This window comes from Pseudomonas sp. KH_046_1 (assembly GCF_057839025.1).
Genome location: NZ_CM174481.1, coordinates 3511718 through 3532620, shown reverse-complemented (window position 1 = coordinate 3532620; position 20903 = coordinate 3511718). Strand labels below are relative to the sequence as shown.

The window sequence follows — 20903 nt, the reverse complement described above, 5'->3', positions numbered from 1 at the left end:
CACTGGCTTCCCCTGCAAATGAATACGCAAAAATAATAGTACAGAGAGGCAGCCCTTCATTCGCATTTGAGGTGGACGTATGTATTCGACAGTGAAGCCGAACTGGGAACCACATATCAGGCTCTCTATACTGGCCATCTCTGGATGGTAGTTAGAGTGCAAAATATGCCCGTCACACCCAATCAAAATTCCCCAGTCGTTTTGGTCCTGGCTCAACAAAGCGACTTGGACAATCTTGTAGCCATTCGAATTGAGGCTATGCGCGACAGTCTGGAGCGTGTTGGGCGATTTGATCCAGTGCGTGCGCGCGAGCGGTTTCTTAGCGGTTTTGAAGCCCACAACACACACTACATCGAGGTATCTGGAGAGAGGGTTGGTTTTGTAGTGGTCAAGCATCACCACAATGAACTCTTGCTCGACCACTTGTATGTGAGACCGAGCGCGCAAGGATCAGGGATAGGCTCTGCTGTTCTTACACAGATTTTCAAAGAGGCGGATGCGGCTGCGCTCCCTATTAAAGTTGGTGCTCTCAAAGAAAGCGCTTCGAATCGCTTTTATACCCGCCATGGCTTCCAATTCGTCGAAAGCAGTGAATTCGACAATTATTATGTTCGTCAGAGCGTTCCGCCGGTTGGCCCAGCTTGCTAGCTGGATGTGATGCACCTTGACGTACGTTTTTACACACTCTGGGCCGATTGCTGCCTGTCTCGAAGGGCTGCAAACGACTGTGGATTCAACCGGTCGACTCAAGCGATGCCCCTTGTATCCTTGTTAATTCAACGTATTTCTATTCGACGCTTGCTCTGTCAGCACTTCTTTGTCCTTCGACACAGCCTGTGAAACACCAGGACTGCTGAACTGTGCTACGACGAGGCCAAGCAGCATGATTCCCACACCCAAAAAGCGCCCAAAACTGACTGGCTTAGCCGTCAATCCAAGCAGGCCAAAGTGGTCGAGTAGCATCGCAGCAATCATCTGACCGGCTATTACAGACAGAAGGAAACCGCTCGCTCCGACTTTTGGAAGTAGCGCTAAGGAAGTAGCCACGTAAACGGCCCCAGTCACACCACCGATCCACATCCACCACGGGCCGCCTACTGCACTCTGGAACTTAGGCACGGGTAAGCGCATAAGGATGGCCACTACCAATATCGCAACGACGCCGGTGCTGAGCGCGACAGCGGCTCCCCACAAAGGATGGCCGAGCATACGTCCCAGCGTTGCACTGCTAGCGGCCTGTACCGGAATCAGCGTGCCCGCCATGAAGGCTGTCAGCATGGGCAGAAAAAGATAAAGGGCTGTTTTGCCTGGCATAAAGTTCTCCGTTAAACATGCCGATCAGCGCTCGGCGGGTGTGACTGTTCATGTGGTAAATTGATGACAACCACTGCTTTGCGACTCGAGTATTCATTCAATGGATGAACTGCGCAGAATTGACCTCAACATGTTGGTAACGCTTCATGCGTTATTGGCCGAGAAACACGTCACGCGCGCGTCTGTCCGGCTGCATAAAAGCCAGCCAGCAGTCAGCCACGCTCTTGCGTTGCTCAGAGCCCATTTCGATGACCCTCTGCTCATACGGCGAAACGGATCAATGGTTTTAACGGCGAGGGCACAGGCTCTGGCTCAGCCGCTTCAGGATGCTTTGGGCAACTTGAACTCGCTGTTGGGCGCTCCGTCATTTGAGCCATCAACGGCAAAGGGCCGTTTCAGATTGTCGCTATCGGACTATGCAGCGCGGATCCTTCTGCCTCGGCTTACCCAGAAGGTTCGTCAAGAAGCTCCTGGTATTGATTTGGCTATCAGCCAGGCAAGTCGAGAAATGATGATTTCTCAACTTTTGGATGGCGAACTCGACCTTGCACTGGGTATCTTTCCCGACGTACCGGATGCCATTGCGCTTCAAGATCTCTTTTCCGAAGGATTTATCAGTCTCGCCGATAAAAAAGTACTGCCCGCGCAGGGCGGTCTTTCACTGAGCGATTGGCTATCTCGCCCGCATGTAATGCTCGCGCTTCGCCCTGATGCGAATGACGAGATCGAGCAGGCGTTGGCCGCCCGAGGCTTAAAGCGTCACATTGCCTTAGCTTTGCCACACTGGAGCGCTGCAGTCGAAGTGCTTGCTGGTACCGATTTGATTCTTACGGTTGCGAGCCGCGCGGTCGGCCCGATGCGAAACCACAAATCGCTACGGCAATTCGAACCGCCCATTGAGATCCCCCGATTCGCTTATCAGCAGGCTTGGCACACCAGGAAAGAGGGTGATGCAGCACATCGTTGGCTGCGGGAAGCAGTCTTCAAGTGCTCTCAGCCAAGCTGACGTCAAACTAGAACTGCGCAAGTTGCGCTCCATCACGACTAGCTCGATATCCTCGTAGACATCTAGCTCAGCGTTCAGTGTTGAACGGCTCGATTGTCATCCTTTCTGCTCCTGCTAGTTACATGCCTGTCTACCTGGCGAATTTCATCAGGATTGCAGAGCAGGGCCTTTCAACTCGATTTGATTATCATCAGGGTCATTGAGATAAATCGACAAACCTGTTCCCTCTGCTCCATAGCGCATCACTGCCTTTTCAGCGACTACACCGGCATCAGTCAAGTGGCGGAGAATGGCCTGTTCATCAAACGGCTCAACCCGAAGGCAGAAGTGATCGACGTTGTGTCTTTGCTTACCCGCCGGCTGTCCACCCTGACGACCGATCGGCCCGTTCACATCAACCAGGTCAATCATGGATGTACCTGCGCTCAGATGAATCATGCCAAGGTCGTCACGGCGCTTTTTGACATCACATCCAAGTACAGATGTGTAGAAATCCAGGCTGTGCTCGATGTCCTGCACCCGCAGAACAACATGGTCTATACGTTGAATTGAAAAACTGCGCATAACGATTCTCCTGTCGGAATCACTGATTTGAGTACCCATCGAGATTTCGAATCTTTGGAGGGGTACTCTCCACGATGCATGCGTCAAGTTCGACGACTTAGCTGATCTTGGAAAACAGTTGAGGCACCTCACCCGAGAAGTCGACCCAGGGATTGCTATCCAGCAACTCGGCATAACGCACGCTGGGTTCATCGAAGCGAATGGTGAAGCTTTCCGGCCCATGGGCATAAGCAACAATTACGCCCTGGTGCGGATCCATGTAGCCGGCGTGCATGCCGAAGCCTGGATAGCTGAGGCGCACTGCAGGCCCTTCAGGATTGATCTCATGAACGGTCAGGCGCGCAATGACGCCATCTGGCAGCACAAACATCCAGGTGAAAGCACCACCGGATACCACCGTCATCACTTCATCAATGCCCGCGCCGTTGTCCGAAGTGTTTACATGAAGACGACCATAGCGATTCAGTGCCCATGTCCGCATCTCTGGAGTCATGGCTTTCATGTCGTAAACCTTTGGATAGGGTGCTGTATCTCCCTCACGAGTACCCATGTAACCACCACGGTGTACCTCAGGAGTACGGCCTGCGAGGTGGATTTGCTCCAGCAGTTCAGCACGGTTGAGACTGAATATCGAAAGCAGCTTGTTTTGATCTTCTTCGCTGATGGCGTTAATCAGCGATGCTTTGAGAATTGGCTTGGCTTCGTCGGGAATGGAGACAGTGCTGGCGCGCACACCTACGCTGCGCAAGATAGCGTTGACGCTATCGATACCTTCAACATCGGAACGGCCATCGCTGAACTGAAGTTTTACGAAGTTCATCTTTGTTTCTCCCATCGTGAGTCAGAAAGTTGCGGTTGCGTTGCGGGTTAGCATAAAACGGGTAAAGCGGCTTACTTGCTGATTTGGGTAGCGCTGTTCTCAATCGTTGGAGTGCCGATGCCCTGAACCAGCAACACACCACCGAAGATGAGCACGACCCCTGCCAGTCGAGTGAAAGTGATCGGTTTGTTGGCGAGTCCCATTAGCCCGAAATGGTCAACCAGAACGGAAGCTAAAATTTGTCCTGCTACGACGAGCAATAGAAATCCGCTAGCCCCTAGCTGGGGAGTGATGGCTGTTGCGCTGCCTACATACACGGCACCCAAAATGCCGCCGATCCATAGCCACCAAGACCCCTGCAAAGCCTTGCCGACGTCAGGCGCAGATACCCGCAGGACTAACAGTGCAATCACCACCACTACAGCACTGACGAACAGCGAAGTTAACGCCCCCCAGAGCGGGTGCCCTAACGCTCGGCCGACGGCTGCATTGCTGGCAGCCTGGAAGGGCAGGACTGCACCTGCCAGCAAAGCGGTACCCACCGGGATTAGTGCGAGAGCTACTGCCTTACTGAACATGGCATTCCCCTTTGGAGATGACTGGTTTCGATGAGCAAATACTCTCCAATCCATGGTGATTATGGAAATCACATGTTTGCACATGCATTATTCATATGATGGATGGTGTCGGGAGGGCGACTCTGTAGCTCAATAGCTATCAGTCGACTGAAAAGCCTGGATCTTCGACTTTTACTTTTAGGGAGCTAATAAGGTTGCTGACTGTTTGCCGCACGCTTAAGTTGAACTGAAGTGTCCTGCTTTAAAAATCATCCATTGATATGCGAACCCAGAGTCAGTGAGATAGGCACGGCAGACAGTGCTCTGCCATCCGTTGACAATAAGAGAAAAGGTTCGCATTCCATGCGCAAGCTCGTAAAAATCCTGACCCTGGTTTCCTTCACTATCCTCGCTGCTCCATTCGCCACCCAGGCACAAGAAGCCCCCAAGGCGAAAAGCCCGGCCTTTATGGCGCATAAGTTAACGAACTTCCTCTACGCCATCGGCGAGCCCAACTACTACCAGAAGAACTATTCGTACTTGTTGGTGGGGACGGATCGGGCTCTGATGTTTGATTCGGGCGCGAACCAGAAAGAAGACATCACCCTATTGGCGCGCAAGATCACGGACAAGCCGCTCTCGATGCTGCCCTCACACCTGCATTTCGATCACCTTGGTGGCTTGCACAATTTTCAGAGCATCTACCTGGTGGATACGCCCTTCACCCGACAGTTCAGGGGGAAGGATGGCTTCTACCGTCTTCCGGAGCCGGTTTACCTGGGCAACATCGATCATATGGTCGTGCCGCCCTTCAAGGTGGCGCGGCTGATACAGCCCGACGAGATTATCGACCTGGGCGGTCTCAAGGTGCGCCTGATCAGCGTGCCTGGTCACACGCAGGACGAAGTGGCGCTCTTTGATGAGACGCACAACATCCTGCTGGCCGGGGACCACGTCTATCCGTCCTGGCTGCTGGCGGGGAACCTGAAGGACTACGTCGCTTCTCTCGACGCCACGCTGAAGGTGATCAATGAGCAGACCGTCATCTATGGCGCTCACGCTGACGAGGACCCAACCAAGGTGCCAGCCATGACATACGCCGACGTGCAGGCGATCCGCGACAAGATGGTCCTGATCCAGGGTGGGCGCGCCAAGGGTGAAGCCTTCAGCGATCCGGAACTGATCAAGAGTTCCGAGCTTTACAAGGTGCAGAAAGACATCAGCATTCTCACCAACATCCAGTTCACTGATGGTCGTGGCTACGGTTATTGATTGGGCTGCCCGGCCGTAGAGAGTAACCAGTCGATGAACGCCCGGATTTCCGGGCGTTCGCGCGTCCCTTCGGAACAGGCAACATAGTAATTGTGCACTGCTGGCACCGATATCGGCAGCGGACACACCAATCGTCCTTCATCGAGATCGCGGGCTGAGACGATTTCATCGCTCAGCGCCACGCCGAAGCCGTCCCGTGCTGCCTGCAAGACCATGCCGAAATCTTCGAAGTAGATATCCTCGTCGCCGCCACGGCTGAAGCCGACATCGACAAGCCATTGCTGCCACTGGCTGCCATTGTCTTCGTGGAGCAGTCGATGCCGTGCCAGGTCCGGCACTTCGCGAATGGCCTTCGGTCCTCGCAAGTATTGCGGGCTGCAGACTGGCGTCATGCGAATGCCGTGCAGCAGCCGCCACCATAAGCCTGGCCATGGCGGCGTGCCGTAGACCACCGCAACATCGGCGCGGCGCCAGTCTACTTGCGGCATGCCCGGCGCGGTGATCACGCTCACCCGCACCGAGCGCGACGCCTCCATGAAGCGCAGCAGCGGCGTGCTCAGCCACTCCACTCCCTCCGCAGGGGGAATGGACAAGGTGATCCCGACGACCTCCTGCTCTGCAGCGGAACCGGTCTGCATTGATGCCACCGCGTCGCTGATTTCGCTCATTGCGTTCGCTACATGCTTTTGTAGCAGCCGGCCGTTGGCGGTCAGCACAAGTTGCCGACCGCGCTTCTCGAACAGCTCTATACCAAGGCTGGCCTGCAACGCTTTGACTTGCAGGCTCACAGCGCCGATGGTGACGTGCAACTCAACCGCTGCTGCCGCCAAACTGCCCAAGCGGGCCACGCTCTCAAACACTTTAAAATTGTGTAAGGGGGGGAACGTCATCTCATCACCATAACAGCAGCGCTGCGATCAGAGCGGGAGTCCGACTAGGACAAGCGCGTGTACGCGTACATCGTCTCGCATTTTGCATTAACAGGGCGAGCTGACATTGACTTCAATGTCGCGGCTTTGTCCAAATGCGGAGCGAGCGTCAGCTTCAGCCGAAAGCAGCCGTTCACGAATGGCCGCTTTCGGCCCAGCTCTCATCCCAGGCCAACGATCTGAGAGATTGCGTGGGCTCCTACGGCGTTTTCGTTGAGCCGCGGCAAGTCAGTACTATCAGTTTACAAACTGTCTTTTTTGTAGCCAGGTGATTGCGCCAGAAACGCTGCGATCAGTGATGTAATTTGCTGCTGAATCAACCCACGAGCGCGACCGCTATCGCCATCCCGGCAAATGATGCCGTCGCCTGGTACTTCTGCTTCAAGCAATGACTGCGCGCCAGGTTTGCACATCGACATGAAGCTGAAATGGCTTGCGTCGCTGATCTCGACGTAATGGCTTGACGCCGCAGGCAGGCGTTTGGCCAGGTTGGCAGACTCCAACTCAGCGGGAAGGTCGCGCGACGGTACGCCGGCAGCGATCACCAGAGCTGGTACAGGCAGCGCGGCCAGGCTTTCATTGGTTAGGCCCCGTGAAAGGCCCAGGTCCAATGTAACCACAGCAGTGACGCGTTTATCGCGCCAATCGGCGGCCAGCGCGGCCTTTGATTCCGAGGTGCTTGCGGGGTTTATCTGTCCGTAAACGGTGCAACCGGATAACTGCGGGTGGGCTTTGCAGTCATGGGCGAAGAGGTCTGGATCGAAACGAGCACCGGCGATCTCCAGGGCGGTCAAGCCGCCGAGTGAATGGCCCACTACTGCAATTCGGCCATTGGCGACCAGGCCAAATTTTTCAGGTTGAGCCGTGACCCTATCAATGGCTCGGCGCAGATCAACGGGCCGCTGCCATAACTGCGCAGCTGCTTGAGGGCTGAGGTCATGGGTCGTGGTGCCAGGGTGATTGATTGCGGCGACGATGTAACCCTTATGGGCCAACGAACTGGCAAGCCAAATCTGGTTGCTCCAGTTACCCCTGTATCCGTGGGATAGCACCACCAATGGATGTTCGCCGGCAGATGGTGGCGTGTTACGAACGGCAGAAGCACCGACAAACACCGCATTATCGGCAATCAGTTGCGTGGCTGCGGTAGTTGCACTCGGAAAACACTAAACTACGAAACACCTGCGGAACGATTTAGCCAATCTGTTGCATCGACCGGTTGAATCCACAGCCGATAGCTGCCTCTCGCGAAAGGCCGCATTCCACAACCCTAAGCAGTCCTCCATGGCGGACCTGCTGTGCGGAGTTCCCCCGTTAACGTGCCATCCAGGCACCTTAACGATGGACGACTCAACGCTTATAACGCAGCGCGTCCACCACTACGCCGAACGCTGAAGAATGCTCACGACGATTGGGGTAGTAAAGGTGGTAACCGGCAAAGGGTTGGCACCAATCTTCGAGTACCCGCACAAGGCTACCGTCGGCAAGCTCCCTGGACACCATATCTTCTGGCAGGAACCCCAGCCCACAACCCGCGACGGCAGCGCGCAGGATCGGCACGCTGCTGTTGAACGTCCATTGTCCTTCGACACGTGCCTTGAGTTCGTGACCGTCCTTTTCAAAATCCCATTGCATCAGGCTCCCGTGAGTGGGCAGGCGCAAATTGATGCAATTATGTGTGGCCAAATCCCTTGGCTCTTTCGGAAAGGACCGCTGTTTGAAGTATTCGGGAGACCCCACTACCGCTATGCGCAATGCTGGCCCGATCGGCACGGCGATCATGTCCTTGGCCACCTGATCACCCAGACGCACGCCTGCGTCGTAGCGCTGCGCGACGATGTCGGAGAGGGCATAGTCGACGGTGATTTCGACCTTGATGTCCGGGTAGTCGGGAAGCACCTTCAACAGCTTGGGCCAAAGAATGTTGTTCGCCGCATGTTCGGAAGCTGAAATCCGCACGTTACCTGCCGGGGTATCGCGAAACTCGCTGACCGCAGCCAGTTCAAGTTCAATTTCGTCGAAGCGCGGCGCCATGGACTGATACAGCCGTTGACCAGCCTCGGTAGGGGATACGCTGCGCGTGGTTCGGGTCAACAGGCGAACGCCGAGCCTGGTTTCGAGCGCGCGCATGGTGTGGCTCAAGGCGGACTGCGAGACGCCCAGCTGTGCGGCGGCGCGAGTGAAGCTGCCTTCGCGGGTAATGACCACGAAGGCTTGCAGATCGTTGAGGTTGGCGCGGGACATTGATGAGAGCCTCTCATGCGGAGCGCGGGATTATTCCATGTAATCAGGTTGCGCATGGATGCGCGACCCCAACGAGCCCATCACAGGGTTCTGGCGAAGAACGGCGTCAACTTGCTGAGTGCAGCGTCCACATACTTGGGAACCCAGTAAGTTTCGATGTGCGTTGCGCCGTCGATGATGAACAATTCCTTGTCTTTCGTACCGGTGGCCTTGGGGAACGCATCCTGGGTCATGTACAGGCTGTCGGCCTTGCTGCCGGCGATCATCAGCAATGGCTGATTGATCAGTTCGATCTGGTTGGTGGCGTCGAAACGCATCAGATCCAGCAGGCTGCTCGTGGTGTATTTGAAGGTCGAGTCAGGGTGGGCGTGCGTCTTCCAGTAGTACTCATAACCCTGGCGATACAGCTCGAACGGCAGTTTGGCGATTTGCTCGTCGGTGAGATTGGCATCACCTGAATAGAGCACCGCGCCGCCGGCTGCTTCCTGGGCACGGGCAGCAGAAGCCTGTTGCAGGCGTTGCTCGATGGTGTCCAGTTGCGAGTCGTTGTAGCCATTGCGACGCACCCGTCCAGAGTTGAACATGCTCACGGTCGCCACTGACTTGAATCGCTTGTCGGTTTGCGCGGCGGCCAACGAGTAGCCACCGCCACCGCAGATGCCGAGCAGGCCCAGTCGCTTGCCGTCGACGCCAGCATACTGCGTGATGAAGTCCGCCATGCCGTGGATATCCTCGATGCGGTACGCCGGCTTGTCGATGCTGCGCGGTTGTCCGCCACTTGCGCCTTGATACGCGGCATCGGCGGTGATCGTGATGTAGCCTTGTTCAGCCAGGCGCTGGGCATACAGACCGGCGACTTGCTCTTTCACGCCACCATTGGGGTGCGCCACCACCACCGTGGGATAGACCTTCTTCGCATCGTAGTTGGCAGGGGTGTAAACGTTGGCAGCGATGTCCAGTCCATTGAGCTTGTAGCTGACCGGGTGGATGTTGACCTTGCCGGGCTCGTTCTTGGTGATTGCACCGTCGTAAGCCAGGGTGAACGGGTTCTTTTTGTAGTCGGCGGCACCGGCTTCGCCAGCAGACATACCGACCATGGCGGCCATCAGCGAAGCTTTCAGAATGGTGTTTCTCATAAATGTCTCCGGAGCATTGAAAGGGTGCGTTTGAAAAAGTGCTCTGTGGCCGTCAATCCAGATGCTTTTCGGTCAGGAACCCGGACACCAGGTCCGCGATCTGCACGTTGTTCAAATCCGACATGGGGAAGTGGGTATTGCCCTTGATGCCAATCTCCGGCAAGTGGATCAGCCGCACGTCACCGCCGTGCCGGTTGACGGCATCTCGCCAAAGCCGGGCCATCGTGAGGCGGGCGCGCCAACTGTCCTGGGCGGGCAGGTCGACGGTCTGCTCCGGGATGTTGTCGCCGTAGAGGATCAGGATCGGAATGCGCGTGAGCGCCATGAACTGATCCATCGGCACCGCTGCGCCTTGCACCGTGTCGAACGCGCTGGGAATCGGCGCGGGGACTTCACCCTGCGCGAAGACGAAGCTGCTTCCCGGCTCGAAAGCCACGATGGCCTTGACCTTGTTGTTCTTGATCGCCGTCAACCAACCCGGTCCGCCACCCTGCGAGTGAGTGAACAGGATGCCGGGGCCGATTTTGTCGAAGACTGCCGACACGCCATCGGAGACCACGTTCATATCGAACGGCCCGGTGTTCGGCGTCATCGCGCGGAAGAACTGGTCGCGGGTTTGCGCGTCCCGGGCAACCTGCACACCTTCGAAATAGTCGGGCCACAGGCCGATGCGGAACTGGTTGAACCAGAGCTGCTCGTCCGGGACAGGCTTGACGGTCGCCTCGACCATGCTGCGGCCGGCATCGCCACGACGGGGCTGGTCGATCAGATACACGCCGAACTGGCGACGCAGAAAGATGTTCTGAAAACCTTCCCGGCCATCGGCTGTAGTTTCCCAGGTCTTGGAAAACTGACCGGCGCCGTGCCACATGACGATGGGCAGTTTTCGCGCATCGACCGGGATCTGGTAGAAGGTGTAGGCATGGTCGCCGTGGTAGGTCTGGCCGTCTGGCGTCATGGGCTTACGCGGATTGAACGTGCCCGGTGCGGTGGTCATCGTCCCGCCGGCGGCAAAGCTGCCTTGCTCCTGAATCATCAAGGGAGCGGCGGCATTGGCATGGCTTGCACAGGCGGCAAGCACGCTCAGCAGGGTGATGTTCAGCAGGTTTTTTCCAGTCGTCATGTTCAACCTCCCGAGGCAGCAAGTGCCAGTGTCAGGGCTGTGCCTGCACGTTTGGCGGATTGTTCATCGCCGTGCTCCGCCAGTACCTCGATGACTTCGCGCAATTGCTCCACGCTCAACCCGACCCGCAGGCTCGCCCGCATGTGCGAGCGCAACTGCGACTCCACACCCGGCGTTGCGGCCAGCGCGCCGACGGTCGCCAGCTCGCGGCTTTGCCAGTCGAGGTTGTCGCGCTCGAAGATGTCGCCGAACAGGTGGGTTTGCAGGAACTGGTTGATGACCGGGGCGAAATCGAACACCGGCCCTTTGACCGGCCCACCCGAAATTCGGGTTTGATTGGCCGTTCCTGCCGCAAGCAAAGCCTCACCGGTTGGGATGGCATGGCCAGGTTCGATTCCAGGCGAATCCTGGATGCCACGTTGTTTGCGCGCTTGCACCACCGTCATCAGTTCATTCAACGCATTGAGGCTGCGGGGGAAGCCGACATAGGCGTAGAGCTGCACCAGGATTTCCTTGGTCTCGCTGACCGTCAGGCCGGCGTCCAGGCCTTGGTTCAACGCAGCGTTGAGCTGGGGCATGTCGCTGGTCGCCATGAATGCTGCGATCAGCGGAATGGCCTGTTGCCTGGTCGACAGTGTTTGGGCCGCAGGTTGTGTACTGGTCATGGGTTGCGATGCCTCGGCGCTCTGAGTGGCAACACCCGACATCAACCCGAGGCCCAGACACAGGGCTATCAGCGCGGGGAGGGGGCCGGTCTTGCGATGTGCGATCGGTGTGTCAGTGGTCATCGTGGAAGGCTCCATCCATTGCTCATCACTGCCTGGCAGGCGGTGTTCGAGTGAGGTTTGATCTACAACAAACAGCTACATGCCCTGCGCGGGCGATTGACCTTCGTACTGTGCATCCGAAACTTTTTCCGCCCAGGTGACAGCCTTGCCGTCCTCGGCTTCGGCGATGGCGATATGAGTCATTCCGTTGGTGGCCGTCGCGCCATGCCAGTGACGTGTTTGCGGCGGGATCCAGACAATGTCGCCCGGACGGATTTCCTGACGTGGGCCGCCCTCTTGCTGCACATAGCCGACCCCGGCGGTGACGATCAGCGTTTGCCCCAGCGGATGGGTATGCCAGGCCGTGCGGGCGGCGGGTTCGAAGGTCACGGTGCCGCCGCCGATGCGGGCAGGGGAATCACCCTTGGACAGGCCATCAACCCGAACCGTGCCCGTGAAGTTTTCTGCGGCGCCCTTGACGGAGGGCTGGGAGCCTGCGTGGGTGATGCGGATCTCGTTGGAGGCCTGGGCGCTGGTTTCTCCAGCCATGAGGGATAAGGCCACCAATGGGGCGATCAAGGGATTCATCAATGTTGCTCCTAAAGGCGGGTTAGCCAACTTCGAGGCAGCCGCCGTGGGTGTTGAAGGGGATGATGGTTTTCCCGCGGAGGTCGTGGGCCGTCAGGAACGAGCGCACAACGGGAGGCGTGGTTTCACCCCAAACTCCCGCTTTTGATGGTCAGGCTGCACGTCAGTGGTATCGGCTGGGTACAGGACCGCTGGGGAAACAGTAAGCGAGCTAACGGATGAGCACTAGACGGGTAAATCGGCAAGGGTTCATGAGGTTTGTTCATCAATCTGTGTAGGAGCGAGCTTGCTCGCGATGGAGACCAACGATGACGCGGGAAACCAGACTTACCGCGGCGTCCTCTGGTTTTTCGCGAGCAGGCTCGCTCCTACAGGGGCCGGCATGTGATTTGGGAGTGGAAGTGAAAGCAATGGACCCGCCAGGGCGGCGGGTCCGAAGGGGGATCAAAGTTTCGGCAATTGCCCGATGCGGCCCATCATCTCGGTCACGATCTGCAAGTCCAGCAGGAACTGCTCGGTGGTCTTGAACTCGTTGTCGTTGTGACCGGTGTATTTGACGTCCGGCATGGCCAGGCCGAATTGCACGCCGTTGGGCAGTTCATGCACGGAGGTGGCGCCGGCGGAGGTGCCGAACTTGTGTTCCATACCGAGGTTTTCGCTGGCCACCGCGAGCAGGGCCTTGACCCATTCACCCTCGGGGTTGCGGTACATCGGTTCGGCAATCGACAGGTCGAAGGCCGGTGCGATCCGGGTCTTCTTGCTCCAGGCGTCCAGCTTTGCGGCGATTTCGGACTTGAGCACTTCCGGGGATTTGCCCTTCGGTACGCGCAGGTTGACCGCGAGCTTGAAGGCTTTGTCATCCATCCCGACATAGGTCAGGGATGTGGTCAGCGGGCCCATGAACGCATCGGCAAAACCGACCCCCAACTTGCCACCCAGGTAGTCCAGCCCCCAGTTGTCGGCGGCGTAGCGGGCAGCGTCCGTGATCTGGTTGTGCTTGAGCGCGACCTTGCCGTCGAGGCTATTGATGAAGTCGAGCATTCTGGCCACCGGGTTGACGCCGGACTCGGGTTCGGAGGAGTGGGCGGATACACCGGTGACCGTCAGTTTGACGTCCTTGCCGTCGACCTTGGCGGCGACCTCGAAATTGCCGCCATTGCGCTTGGCATACTCGGTGCCGGCCTTTTGCAGGCTGGCGGCCAGTTCGGCGGGCTTGTCGGTCACCAGAGTCGCAACCGATGTCGACGGAATCTGGTTGGTGGCCAGGCCGCCGGTCATCGAGGTGATTTCTGCGCCCTTGCCTTGCGCGGCGCGCTTGGCGAAGCTGGCCATGACCGTGCCGTAGCCTTTCTCGGCGATCACCACCGGGTAGCCGCCATCCAGCGCCAGGTTGTAGTTGGGTGTGGGGTTGCGTTCGAAGTAGTAGGGGATGGCGTCGCCCGTGGTCTCTTCGGTGGTGTCGACCAGCAGTTTGAAGTTGCGGGCCAGCGGCAGCTGCTCTTCCTTGATGATCTTCATGGCGTAGAGCGCTACCACGATGCCGTTCTTGTCATCCTCGGTGCCGCGGCCATACATGCGATCGCCGATCAGGGTGACCTTGAACGGGTCGAGGCGGGTGCCATCCTGCAGCACCCAGTTTTCCGGCGTCACCGGCACCACATCGGCATGGGCGTGGATGCCCACGACTTCATCGCCGCTGCCTTCCAGGGAGATCTCGTAGACGCGGTTGTCGATGTTGCGAAAGTTCAGGTTGAACGCCTGGGCCAGGCCCTTGATCTTCTCGGCAATCTTGAGGAATTCGGGGTTGTCGTGCTGGGCCACGCCGTCCACGTTCACGGTAGGAATGGCCACCAGTTCCTTCAAGGTTTCGGTGGCCGCGCTGCCGTATTTCACCCGGGCATAGAGGCCAAGCAAACGATGGATTTCGTTTTGCTGCTCAGCGCTAAGCGTCTTGTTGTCGAGGAACGCACGGATGGCCGGGCCGAGGTCGTCGGTCTTGGCGATATCGCTCTTGGCCAGGCTTCCCAGGAACTGTCTGAAATCCTTGACCGATGCATCGCTGAAGGTCTTGAGGATGATTGCGCTCTGTTGCGGAGTGATGTTGGCGTGGGCAGCGGTGGTGAACGACGAAAGGCTGGCGAGCATCAGGGTGGTCGCAGCCAGGTGCTTGAGGGAAAAATCCATTGCTGGGGGCATTCCTTTGCAGGCGGTTTGTAAGAAATATCTGATCGCTTGATCAGAAACTTTTCAAAACTAACACCGCGAGCGTGTGAAACGGGAGCCCCTGAAGTGGGATCTGTCGCACAGAAAGGCAAAAGCGACGCAGAAATGAAAAACCGCTCTATCAATGCTTACATTCCGCCATCACCACTTTGCAGGTATTTGGCGTGCCACCGGATCGGCCGGCATAACGTATGCAATTACTCATGGATTTCTGCCGAGCCATGTCCAATGTGTCGGCCCAGGCGAGGCCACCTTCGCCGACAGTGGGGAGGGCTTTTGCGTAGCAGGTTGAACCCGTGCTTGGGGCTGAATAGTGAGCCGTGGTGGCTTTGCCTGAACATCCCGCTGTCAGTGCCAGGTCGATGGCGAGCAGGGAAAGCAGGATCCATGGCGAGTATTGGCGCGCAGTTTTTCCCGTCATTCCGGTTCCCCTGTAGCAAGAGGCGTATTTGAGATCGTACCTGGCCAGATCAGGGCTGGGGCACACTCTTTCTCTGAGCCTATCCTTGCGGCACCGATCCTGCTGCTCCTTTCGTCTGCTTTCCTTTCTTCAGTCTGTCTGGCCGTCCGAGAGTCGGGGTGAGGTCGCTATAGACCACTGAACATGCTGATGATCACGGCATTGACCAGGTCAATGAAAAAGCCGCACACCAGCGGCACGATCAGGAAGGCCTGGTGCGCCGCGCCGTATTTTTGCGTCACGGTCGACATGTTGACGATGGCCGTCGCCGTGGAACCGAGGGCAATCCCGCCGAATCCGGAAGCAATCACGCTGGCTTCGTAATTGCGTCCCATACAGCGGAAGACCACGAAATACGTATAGGCGACCGTCAGCAGGATTTGCAGGGTCAATGCGCACAGAATGAACATCAACGCGCCGCTGAGCTGCCATAGCTGAAGCCCCATCAGGGCCATGGTCAAAAACATGCCCAGACAGATATCGGAGATCAGCGACAGACCCAGGCTGGCACCGCTCCAGGTTTTCAGTCGTTGATCACCGACAAAGGCCAGAACGAGGTGGTGGATGACGATGCCCGCGAACAGGCAGCTGACAAACTTGGGCAGGGTGATGCCGGCATCGACCAGCAGCAGGTTGAGTCCATAGCCGAGCATCAGGGTCAGATTGAGCCACATCCAGGCCCAGAGCACGTCGTAATAGTCCAGCGCCTTGCCCGGTTGTTGCTCGAGAATGCCGACTTCCAGTTCCGCATCCCTGGACGGCGTCAGTTGATAACGGCGAATCAGCTGGTTGGCGATAGGGCCGCCGATGACACACGCGGCAATCAGGCCGACGGTGTTGCTGGCGATGCCCAGTTCGTGGGCGTTACCGATGCCCAGTCTTTCGACGAAGAGCGGTGCCCAGGCCAGGGTGGTGCCCACCCCACCTGTGAGGGAAATGGAGCCCACCATCAAGCCCGCCTTGGGATCAAGCCCAAACGCCTGGGCCACACCCATGCCCAGCGAGTTCTGCAGCAGAATGAACACAGCGGCGAGTAACAGCAGGATCAGCAGCGGGCGCCCACCCTTGAGCAGTTGGCGCATGTCCGATTTCAAGCCAATGCCGGCAAAGAAATAGAGCAGCAGGGTGTCGCGAACTTGCAGATCGAACTCGATCTGGATATTCAGGCCGAAGTAAAGCAGGGACGTAACCGCTGCACAGACGAAACCGCCGACCACCGATTCGGGGATACAGTATTGACGCAGAAAGGTGTTGTGCTGGACGAGGGTCTTGCCGAGAAAAAGCAGGAGGATGGCGAGGGTAAAACTCACGAGGCCGTGAACCTGGAAGAGCTGTGAAGTCATTTAAGGCCTACCTAAAAAACTGGAAAATCATTATCAGGATTCGCTCATTCAATGTTTAGACCTGAATCAATGAACGGTCGAAACAGCCTTGCTCATCCAGATGGCTTCCCAATCATCAGGTGCGTCTGTGCGCCAGGAGTGAGGACAGCCTAGCCTAAACGGGAAAACCCATCCGGGTTGGCACAGGCTGCCATCTCGCTCCCGATGGCCAGTCAGACGGTGACTTCAGCGCTTGATCAGAGAAATCTTCGTTCCCTCGATACTGACCCCCGCCATTAATCCTTGCTGGTCGAAGATGAATGCGTAGGCGTCGTCTTTCAGCGTCGAGCTGGACAGGTTCTTCGCAACCCCTTCATCCACAAACACGACTGTTGGCCCTACACCGATTTCCCAGCCCTTGGTTTTGGCGACATAGTCCACGGCTTTATCGGTCATCAGGAAAACCACATAGCCGTACGACTGGGCGCCAGCCTGCAGCCCCCATGAGCCGCTGACGGAGTTGTAGTAGTTCTCGACTTTCGTGCCCTTCATTAAAACGCCTTCGCCATAGCTACCGCCGAACACAAGTCCCGCCTTGATGATGTTCGGGAAGACCAGCACAGCCTTGGCTTGGTGCGAGATGGTTTCGGAGAATGGATTGGTCTTGTAGAGCGTCTGCAACGCTTGTCGAGCGTCGGCATTCAGATCCTCGGCAGTGGCCGCTGCGGCATTGTTCAGGAATCCAGCCGATGCCAATGTTGCAATCGCGAGGAAGAACGAGAGGAAGAAGCGCATTGATTGAGTCATTTGCGTACTCCGCTGAGGGAGCAGGGGGATGAGCACAGCGGCAAGTGCCTGTGTCATGCAGGAACCGAACCCACTGAGGTTATCCGGCGCACCCTGAAATGTGTGAATTGCAGGCATCGCTCGTGAATTTGCGCTGCCTTCAGCTGTTATGACCGTTGCGTAATGGACGGGTTCGTTGTCACTACTGCTTCTGGCCGATGGTTTCCCGTTGCACGGGGTTTATCCAGGGTCTGGGCTGAAGTGGGGGGGCTTGTAGCAAGAGGGCTCAATGAAGCCCTCATTGCTAAAGCCAGGTTTTAACTCAGTTCGCCTTTATCGGTACTGTCACGGTTTTGCCGAAGGCCGATTTGATGGTCGCCGTCGGGCTCGGCGACGGGCCACTGCCGGCGGTCGTCACTGCTATATTCCAGCGCGCGCCTGTAGCCGTAGTCGTCAGGACGGCGGCGCCAAGGTTCACCGTACCGGTTGTGGTCGTGGCCGTCGCCGTGATGGTATTGCCCGTGCCACGCGAGGTGGTGCCGGACAGGACCCAATACCAGCGGCTGTTGCTGCGGGCGGTGACGGTGGCGCTGGTGACGATCAGGCTCTCGTTGACCGCTGCCGAGACCGCTACGGACACCGTCGCCGGTGCCGACTCCGCGTCCTTGGCATCGCTGGCGCTATAGGAAAAGGTCGCGGTGAACGGCGCGGGGACCGTGGCCGGTGGTGTGTAGGTCACGCGCAGACCGTCGGTGCTGACCACGCCCTTGCCGGAGTCCGGTTGCTCCAGGCCCACCACTTTAAGTGGCACGTTACCGTCAGGGTCGGTGTCGTTGGCCAGCACGTTGATGATCACCGGTTGGCCGTTGTTGCTGACGGCGCTGTCGGGGTTGGCGATCGGTTTTTGGTTATCGCCTTCGTTATTGGTACGGGTATCGCCAGTGCGGAAGGTCGGCAACGCGGAGGAATTGACGTAGGTGACGCCGTCCCAGCCGGGCAGGGGAGCTGGCATCAACTGGAACTGGCCGGGGTGCTCGATATCCCAGCGCAGCAACATGGACGTGTCCTCGTGCTGGGTGTTGTGGCAGTGCTCCATGTAAGTCCCGGCGAATTCCCGGAAGCGGATCGCCATTTCCACATCCACCGAGCTGTCGATGCCATCGCCGATGCGATAGACGTCCTTGCGCGCCCATTTCTCCCATTCCGGCGGCGGGTTGCCATCGCGGTGGAGGACGATCCCCTCTTCGAAGTGCACGTGCACCGGGTGGTTCCAGCCATTGCCGCCGCTCTTGATTTTCCACACCTCAAGGGTGCCGTCGCCGGAGAACCCGGCAGGGGTCGGGCCGTTGGCCAGTTGCGGGGCGGCGCTGATGATTCGAGGGTCCATGGGGAAGCCGAATTGACCACCGTCGGTCTTGATCGTCCAGGGTGCTTCGTCGGTGCCGTCGGAGCGGCCGAAGATGAACTCGCGATGCCGCGCCACCTTGAGCTTGGCCTGCACCACCGGATCGTCGCGGTTGAGGGTCAACGGGATCATGGTCTTGCTGGCCGGTTTGCCCGGTTTGGCGGGTTCGTAGTCGGCGGGGTTCATGCTCACGTCCTGGCCAGCATAAGGCTGGACCACCAGCTGCAGGAACTTGCCCACCGCCGGGTCGCCGCCGTCCCATTCCAGCCCTTTGCTGCCCAGCTTGAGCACCGCCTTGTACGTCCCGGACAGGACATCGGCCAGGCTCAGCACTGTAGCCTCCGGCCCCTTGCCGTCGTGGTGCTCCATCAGGTTGACGAAGTACAGCTTGTCGCCGGTGTTGATCCCGTTTTTCGCGAAGTTGACGATGATGTCGTAACGCTCGGCGATGCCCATGGTCGGCAGGATGGCGTTGTGGTTCTGCATGTCGCCGTTACCTTCCAGGTCCATGCTGCCGTCGAACGGCACGGCATATTCCATAAGGTTGCCGTCGTTGGCGATCAAGTGGAACGGCACGCGGCTATAGGACAGGCCGGAACCGGCCGGGCCGGGGAATTCGCCGCCGGTACCGGCGACTTCACGCACCAGCGCGAACCTGAAGTAGCGCGACACCGAGCCATTGAGGATGCGGAAGCGATAGCTGCGCGCCCGCACATTCAGGCGCGGCTGGTACTGCCAGTTGACCAGGACCTGATCGCCGAGAAAACCATCGGTGTTGAACGGGTTGAACCACAGCTGGCCGTTCTGATCCCAGGCCTTGTCGGCAATCATCAGGTTCACATCGTAGTCGCGGTTGCCCCAGGGCAATGCCGAACCGCTGGGCAGGCGCAGGTTGACGCCGTCTTCTAAGGCTTCGTTACCGCGATCCAGGGCGCTGTAGTAATTCATCATCACCGCGTTGCCCTTGTAGACGTTCTGCGCGGTGAAATCGACCATGTGGTCATGGAACCAGTGGGTGCTCATGGTTTCGCGCCAGTCGCCACGGATCTTGATGCTGCCGTTGTTGCACGTCTTCAGGCCCGGAGTGGCATCGTTGACGAACAGGGTTTCGCCCGGGGCGCAGGGGAACGCTGCACGCGGATCCTGAGCGCTGGTGTTGATGGTGTCGTAACCGGCCAGTTGTATCGGCCAGCGATAGTCGTAGTACTGTCCCGGAAAGAAAAACGCACCGGAAAAGCCATCGCTTTCGGCCGGAGAATGGCCGTTGTGTTCGTGGGTGGTGAGGGTGTGCAGGCCAAATCCCATGTTGGCCGACGGATCGATCGGCAGGGCGTTGTAGTGGCGCATCAGCGCGGCTTGACCGTACCGCACCATCAACAATTTTGGCGGAAAGGTGCCGTCGAAGGTCCAGAGCGCCTTGTGGTTCTGAATCGGCATGTTGGGGTGAAAACGAACATTTATGCCTTTGGTGGTGCCCGCAATGACCGGGGTGTTCGAGGTCTGGTTGTAGAGCCCGCCAGGCCCGAACTCACCGACGGCGTAGTTGTGCAACTGTCGGCGGTCGCGCATGCCGCTGTTGAGCTGGGCGCCCGCTTGAGCGGTTTTGAAGCCGACCTGTGGGTAAAACTCGTTCCAGCGCTGATGCGACCAGCCTTTTCCTGGTGGACGACCTTCGGCCGGCGAGCCGACCGGATGGCGGTTGAGGAAGGCTTCGATCTGCGCTTTCCACGGGTTGCGGTCCAGCACGTTGGAAAATTGCGACGGAAACGGGAACAGCCCCGGCTGGCGCATGAAGGCTACCAGCGCCGTGGGCGAAGGGCCGCTGCGGGCAATGTTGTTCGGGTCCTGCGTGGGCGCCGGGCCGACGAGCGGAACCGGGAAGGTCAGAGGCGGTGCCGGCAGTGTCGGGTCGAGTTTTTCCGTGCCGAATTCTTCGAACAGCAGCAGTTGCTGAGTGTACGGCTGGGCCCCGAACAAGGGGCTGGGCTTGCCATTGGTGGGGATTTTGAAGGATGTCTGCAGGGCTGGCGGCAGCACGTTGTCGGCCGTTGGCGTGGTGCGGGTGCCAAAAACGCCATTGGGCAGGGCGATGGCGCCCTGGTTGACGGGTGGCATGGCCCGTAAGGCATCCGCCGCGGCATCGAGATCGGCCGGCGGGGTGCTAAACGCCGAGGGGTCCGTCGGTGGTGGCGGGCCGAAATCATCCAGCGGTACGGCATTGACGGTGGTTAGGGTAAGAAGCATCGCATAGGGCAGTGACCTGCGCAGCAAGGCGATGGAGCTGCATGGTAGCGTCGCGCGTTTCATTTTCCACCCCTTGCGTCATGCCGAAGCTGGCAAGCCCCGCCGTCTCCATGATGTCCGGGACGACAGCTGTTGCGGGTATC

The 20903-nt window shown here is 58.2% G+C and carries 18 protein-coding genes and 2 pseudogenes; 3 read left to right on the top strand and 17 right to left on the bottom strand.

The genetic code is table 11. The features are described from left to right. Window positions 1–165: 165 nt before the first annotated feature. Complete coding sequence (locus AC3IT9_RS16315) at window positions 166–648, top strand: GNAT family N-acetyltransferase (RefSeq protein ID WP_150723577.1); 483 nt, start codon at window positions 166–168, stop codon at window positions 646–648. Window positions 649–771: 123 nt separating this feature from the next. Here AC3IT9_RS16315 and AC3IT9_RS16310 read toward each other — a convergent pair whose 3' ends face one another. Beyond that, window positions 772–1314 carry a DMT family transporter gene (locus AC3IT9_RS16310; protein WP_489270375.1) on the bottom strand — a complete coding sequence of 181 codons (543 nt, stop codon included), beginning with the start codon at window positions 1312–1314 and terminating at the stop codon, window positions 772–774. Between the two features lie 100 nt (window positions 1315–1414). Between AC3IT9_RS16310 and AC3IT9_RS16305 the strand changes: the two genes are divergently transcribed. Beyond that, window positions 1415–2320: a LysR family transcriptional regulator gene (locus AC3IT9_RS16305; protein WP_489270374.1), complete on the top strand. Its 906-nt coding sequence runs from the start codon at window positions 1415–1417 to the stop codon at window positions 2318–2320. A gap of 147 nt (window positions 2321–2467) precedes the next feature. Here the strand turns inward: AC3IT9_RS16305 and AC3IT9_RS16300 are convergent, their stop codons facing one another. The 3 genes from AC3IT9_RS16300 to AC3IT9_RS16290 all read right to left on the bottom strand — a co-directional run bounded on the left by AC3IT9_RS16300 (window position 2468) and on the right by AC3IT9_RS16290 (window position 4282). Further along, a complete protein-coding gene (locus AC3IT9_RS16300; RefSeq protein WP_489270373.1) occupies window positions 2468–2884 on the bottom strand; it encodes a VOC family protein in 417 nt (138 codons plus the stop codon). Window positions 2885–2981: 97 nt separating this feature from the next. Next, a complete protein-coding gene (locus AC3IT9_RS16295) occupies window positions 2982–3704 on the bottom strand; it encodes a hypothetical protein (protein ID WP_489270372.1) in 723 nt (240 codons plus the stop codon). 71 nt (window positions 3705–3775) lie between these two features. Further along, complete coding sequence (locus AC3IT9_RS16290) at window positions 3776–4282, bottom strand: DMT family transporter (protein ID WP_489270371.1); 507 nt, start codon at window positions 4280–4282, stop codon at window positions 3776–3778. A 342-nt stretch (window positions 4283–4624) separates the two neighbouring features. Here AC3IT9_RS16290 and AC3IT9_RS16285 point away from each other — a divergent pair, with 342 nt between their 5' ends. Then, window positions 4625–5533, top strand: a complete 909-nt coding sequence (locus AC3IT9_RS16285) for an MBL fold metallo-hydrolase (protein WP_489270370.1) — start codon at window positions 4625–4627, stop codon at window positions 5531–5533. Here the strand turns inward: AC3IT9_RS16285 and AC3IT9_RS16280 are convergent. The 13 genes and pseudogenes from AC3IT9_RS16280 to AC3IT9_RS16220 form a co-directional block, all read right to left on the bottom strand. Further along, window positions 5527–6423, bottom strand: a complete 897-nt coding sequence (locus tag AC3IT9_RS16280) for a LysR substrate-binding domain-containing protein (protein WP_489270368.1) — start codon at window positions 6421–6423, stop codon at window positions 5527–5529. The two genes, AC3IT9_RS16285 and AC3IT9_RS16280, sit on opposite strands and share 7 nt — an antisense overlap. 281 nt (window positions 6424–6704) lie before the next feature. Further along, window positions 6705–7625: pseudogene (locus AC3IT9_RS16275) on the bottom strand (alpha/beta hydrolase family protein); the annotation flags it as partial. A gap of 187 nt (window positions 7626–7812) precedes the next feature. Continuing rightward, window positions 7813–8706: a LysR family transcriptional regulator gene (locus AC3IT9_RS16270; RefSeq protein ID WP_150756596.1), complete on the bottom strand. Its 894-nt coding sequence runs from the start codon at window positions 8704–8706 to the stop codon at window positions 7813–7815. Window positions 8707–8786: 80 nt separating this feature from the next. After that, window positions 8787–9842, bottom strand: coding sequence for an alpha/beta hydrolase (locus AC3IT9_RS16265; protein ID WP_489270367.1), 1056 nt, complete (start codon window positions 9840–9842; stop codon window positions 8787–8789). Between the two features lie 52 nt (window positions 9843–9894). Further along, the gene (locus tag AC3IT9_RS16260; protein ID WP_489270366.1) at window positions 9895–10965 is read right to left on the bottom strand and encodes an alpha/beta hydrolase; all 1071 of its coding nucleotides are present in this window, start codon (window positions 10963–10965) and stop codon (window positions 9895–9897) included. Window positions 10966–10967: 2 nt separating this feature from the next. Beyond that, complete coding sequence (locus AC3IT9_RS16255) at window positions 10968–11753, bottom strand: carboxymuconolactone decarboxylase family protein (protein WP_150756593.1); 786 nt, start codon at window positions 11751–11753, stop codon at window positions 10968–10970. A 75-nt stretch (window positions 11754–11828) separates the two neighbouring features. Beyond that, complete coding sequence (locus AC3IT9_RS16250; RefSeq protein WP_489273523.1) at window positions 11829–12320, bottom strand: (R)-mandelonitrile lyase; 492 nt, start codon at window positions 12318–12320, stop codon at window positions 11829–11831. Window positions 12321–12360: 40 nt separating this feature from the next. Continuing rightward, a pseudogene (locus AC3IT9_RS16245) lies at window positions 12361–12456 on the bottom strand (flavodoxin); the annotation flags it as partial. A gap of 308 nt (window positions 12457–12764) precedes the next feature. Beyond that, window positions 12765–14504 carry a dipeptidase gene (locus tag AC3IT9_RS16240; RefSeq protein ID WP_489270365.1) on the bottom strand — a complete coding sequence of 580 codons (1740 nt, stop codon included), beginning with the start codon at window positions 14502–14504 and terminating at the stop codon, window positions 12765–12767. A 160-nt stretch (window positions 14505–14664) separates the two neighbouring features. Then, entirely contained in the window at window positions 14665–14964 is a 300-nt protein-coding gene (locus AC3IT9_RS16235) for a hypothetical protein (protein ID WP_489270363.1), read from the bottom strand. Between the two features lie 167 nt (window positions 14965–15131). Then, window positions 15132–16346 carry a sodium/glutamate symporter gene (gene gltS / locus AC3IT9_RS16230; RefSeq protein ID WP_489270362.1) on the bottom strand — a complete coding sequence of 405 codons (1215 nt, stop codon included), beginning with the start codon at window positions 16344–16346 and terminating at the stop codon, window positions 15132–15134. A 225-nt stretch (window positions 16347–16571) separates the two neighbouring features. Next, on the bottom strand, window positions 16572–17132 hold the full coding sequence (locus AC3IT9_RS16225) for a lipid-binding SYLF domain-containing protein (RefSeq protein WP_150723586.1): 561 nt from the start codon (window positions 17130–17132) through the stop codon (window positions 16572–16574). 301 nt (window positions 17133–17433) lie between these two features. Beyond that, window positions 17434–20760 carry an Ig-like domain-containing protein gene (locus tag AC3IT9_RS16220; protein ID WP_489273522.1) on the bottom strand — a complete coding sequence of 1109 codons (3327 nt, stop codon included), beginning with the start codon at window positions 20758–20760 and terminating at the stop codon, window positions 17434–17436. Between the last annotated feature and the right edge of the window lie 143 nt (window positions 20761–20903).

What these genes read in the sequence shown, in the direction of transcription:
- AC3IT9_RS16285 (WP_489270370.1), top strand. Translation starts at nt 4,625, where the DNA reads ATGCGCAAGCTCGTAAAAATCCTGACCCTGGTTTCCTTCACTATCCTC.
- AC3IT9_RS16270 (WP_150756596.1), bottom strand. Translation starts at nt 8,706, where the DNA reads ATGTCCCGCGCCAACCTCAACGATCTGCAAGCCTTCGTGGTCATTACC.
- AC3IT9_RS16250 (WP_489273523.1), bottom strand. Translation starts at nt 12,320, where the DNA reads ATGAATCCCTTGATCGCCCCATTGGTGGCCTTATCCCTCATGGCTGGA.
- AC3IT9_RS16305 (WP_489270374.1), top strand. Translation starts at nt 1,415, where the DNA reads ATGGATGAACTGCGCAGAATTGACCTCAACATGTTGGTAACGCTTCAT.
- AC3IT9_RS16255 (WP_150756593.1), bottom strand. Translation starts at nt 11,753, where the DNA reads ATGACCACTGACACACCGATCGCACATCGCAAGACCGGCCCCCTCCCC.
- AC3IT9_RS16310 (WP_489270375.1), bottom strand. Translation starts at nt 1,314, where the DNA reads ATGCCAGGCAAAACAGCCCTTTATCTTTTTCTGCCCATGCTGACAGCC.
- AC3IT9_RS16240 (WP_489270365.1), bottom strand. Translation starts at nt 14,504, where the DNA reads ATGGATTTTTCCCTCAAGCACCTGGCTGCGACCACCCTGATGCTCGCC.
- AC3IT9_RS16220 (WP_489273522.1), bottom strand. Translation starts at nt 20,760, where the DNA reads ATGCTTCTTACCCTAACCACCGTCAATGCCGTACCGCTGGATGATTTC.
- AC3IT9_RS16235 (WP_489270363.1), bottom strand. Translation starts at nt 14,964, where the DNA reads ATGACGGGAAAAACTGCGCGCCAATACTCGCCATGGATCCTGCTTTCC.
- AC3IT9_RS16315 (WP_150723577.1), top strand. Translation starts at nt 166, where the DNA reads ATGCCCGTCACACCCAATCAAAATTCCCCAGTCGTTTTGGTCCTGGCT.
- AC3IT9_RS16295 (WP_489270372.1), bottom strand. Translation starts at nt 3,704, where the DNA reads ATGAACTTCGTAAAACTTCAGTTCAGCGATGGCCGTTCCGATGTTGAA.
- AC3IT9_RS16225 (WP_150723586.1), bottom strand. Translation starts at nt 17,132, where the DNA reads ATGACTCAATCAATGCGCTTCTTCCTCTCGTTCTTCCTCGCGATTGCA.
- AC3IT9_RS16260 (WP_489270366.1), bottom strand. Translation starts at nt 10,965, where the DNA reads ATGACGACTGGAAAAAACCTGCTGAACATCACCCTGCTGAGCGTGCTT.
- AC3IT9_RS16280 (WP_489270368.1), bottom strand. Translation starts at nt 6,423, where the DNA reads ATGACGTTCCCCCCCTTACACAATTTTAAAGTGTTTGAGAGCGTGGCC.
- AC3IT9_RS16300 (WP_489270373.1), bottom strand. Translation starts at nt 2,884, where the DNA reads ATGCGCAGTTTTTCAATTCAACGTATAGACCATGTTGTTCTGCGGGTG.
- AC3IT9_RS16265 (WP_489270367.1), bottom strand. Translation starts at nt 9,842, where the DNA reads ATGAGAAACACCATTCTGAAAGCTTCGCTGATGGCCGCCATGGTCGGT.
- AC3IT9_RS16290 (WP_489270371.1), bottom strand. Translation starts at nt 4,282, where the DNA reads ATGTTCAGTAAGGCAGTAGCTCTCGCACTAATCCCGGTGGGTACCGCT.
- gltS (WP_489270362.1), bottom strand. Translation starts at nt 16,346, where the DNA reads ATGACTTCACAGCTCTTCCAGGTTCACGGCCTCGTGAGTTTTACCCTC.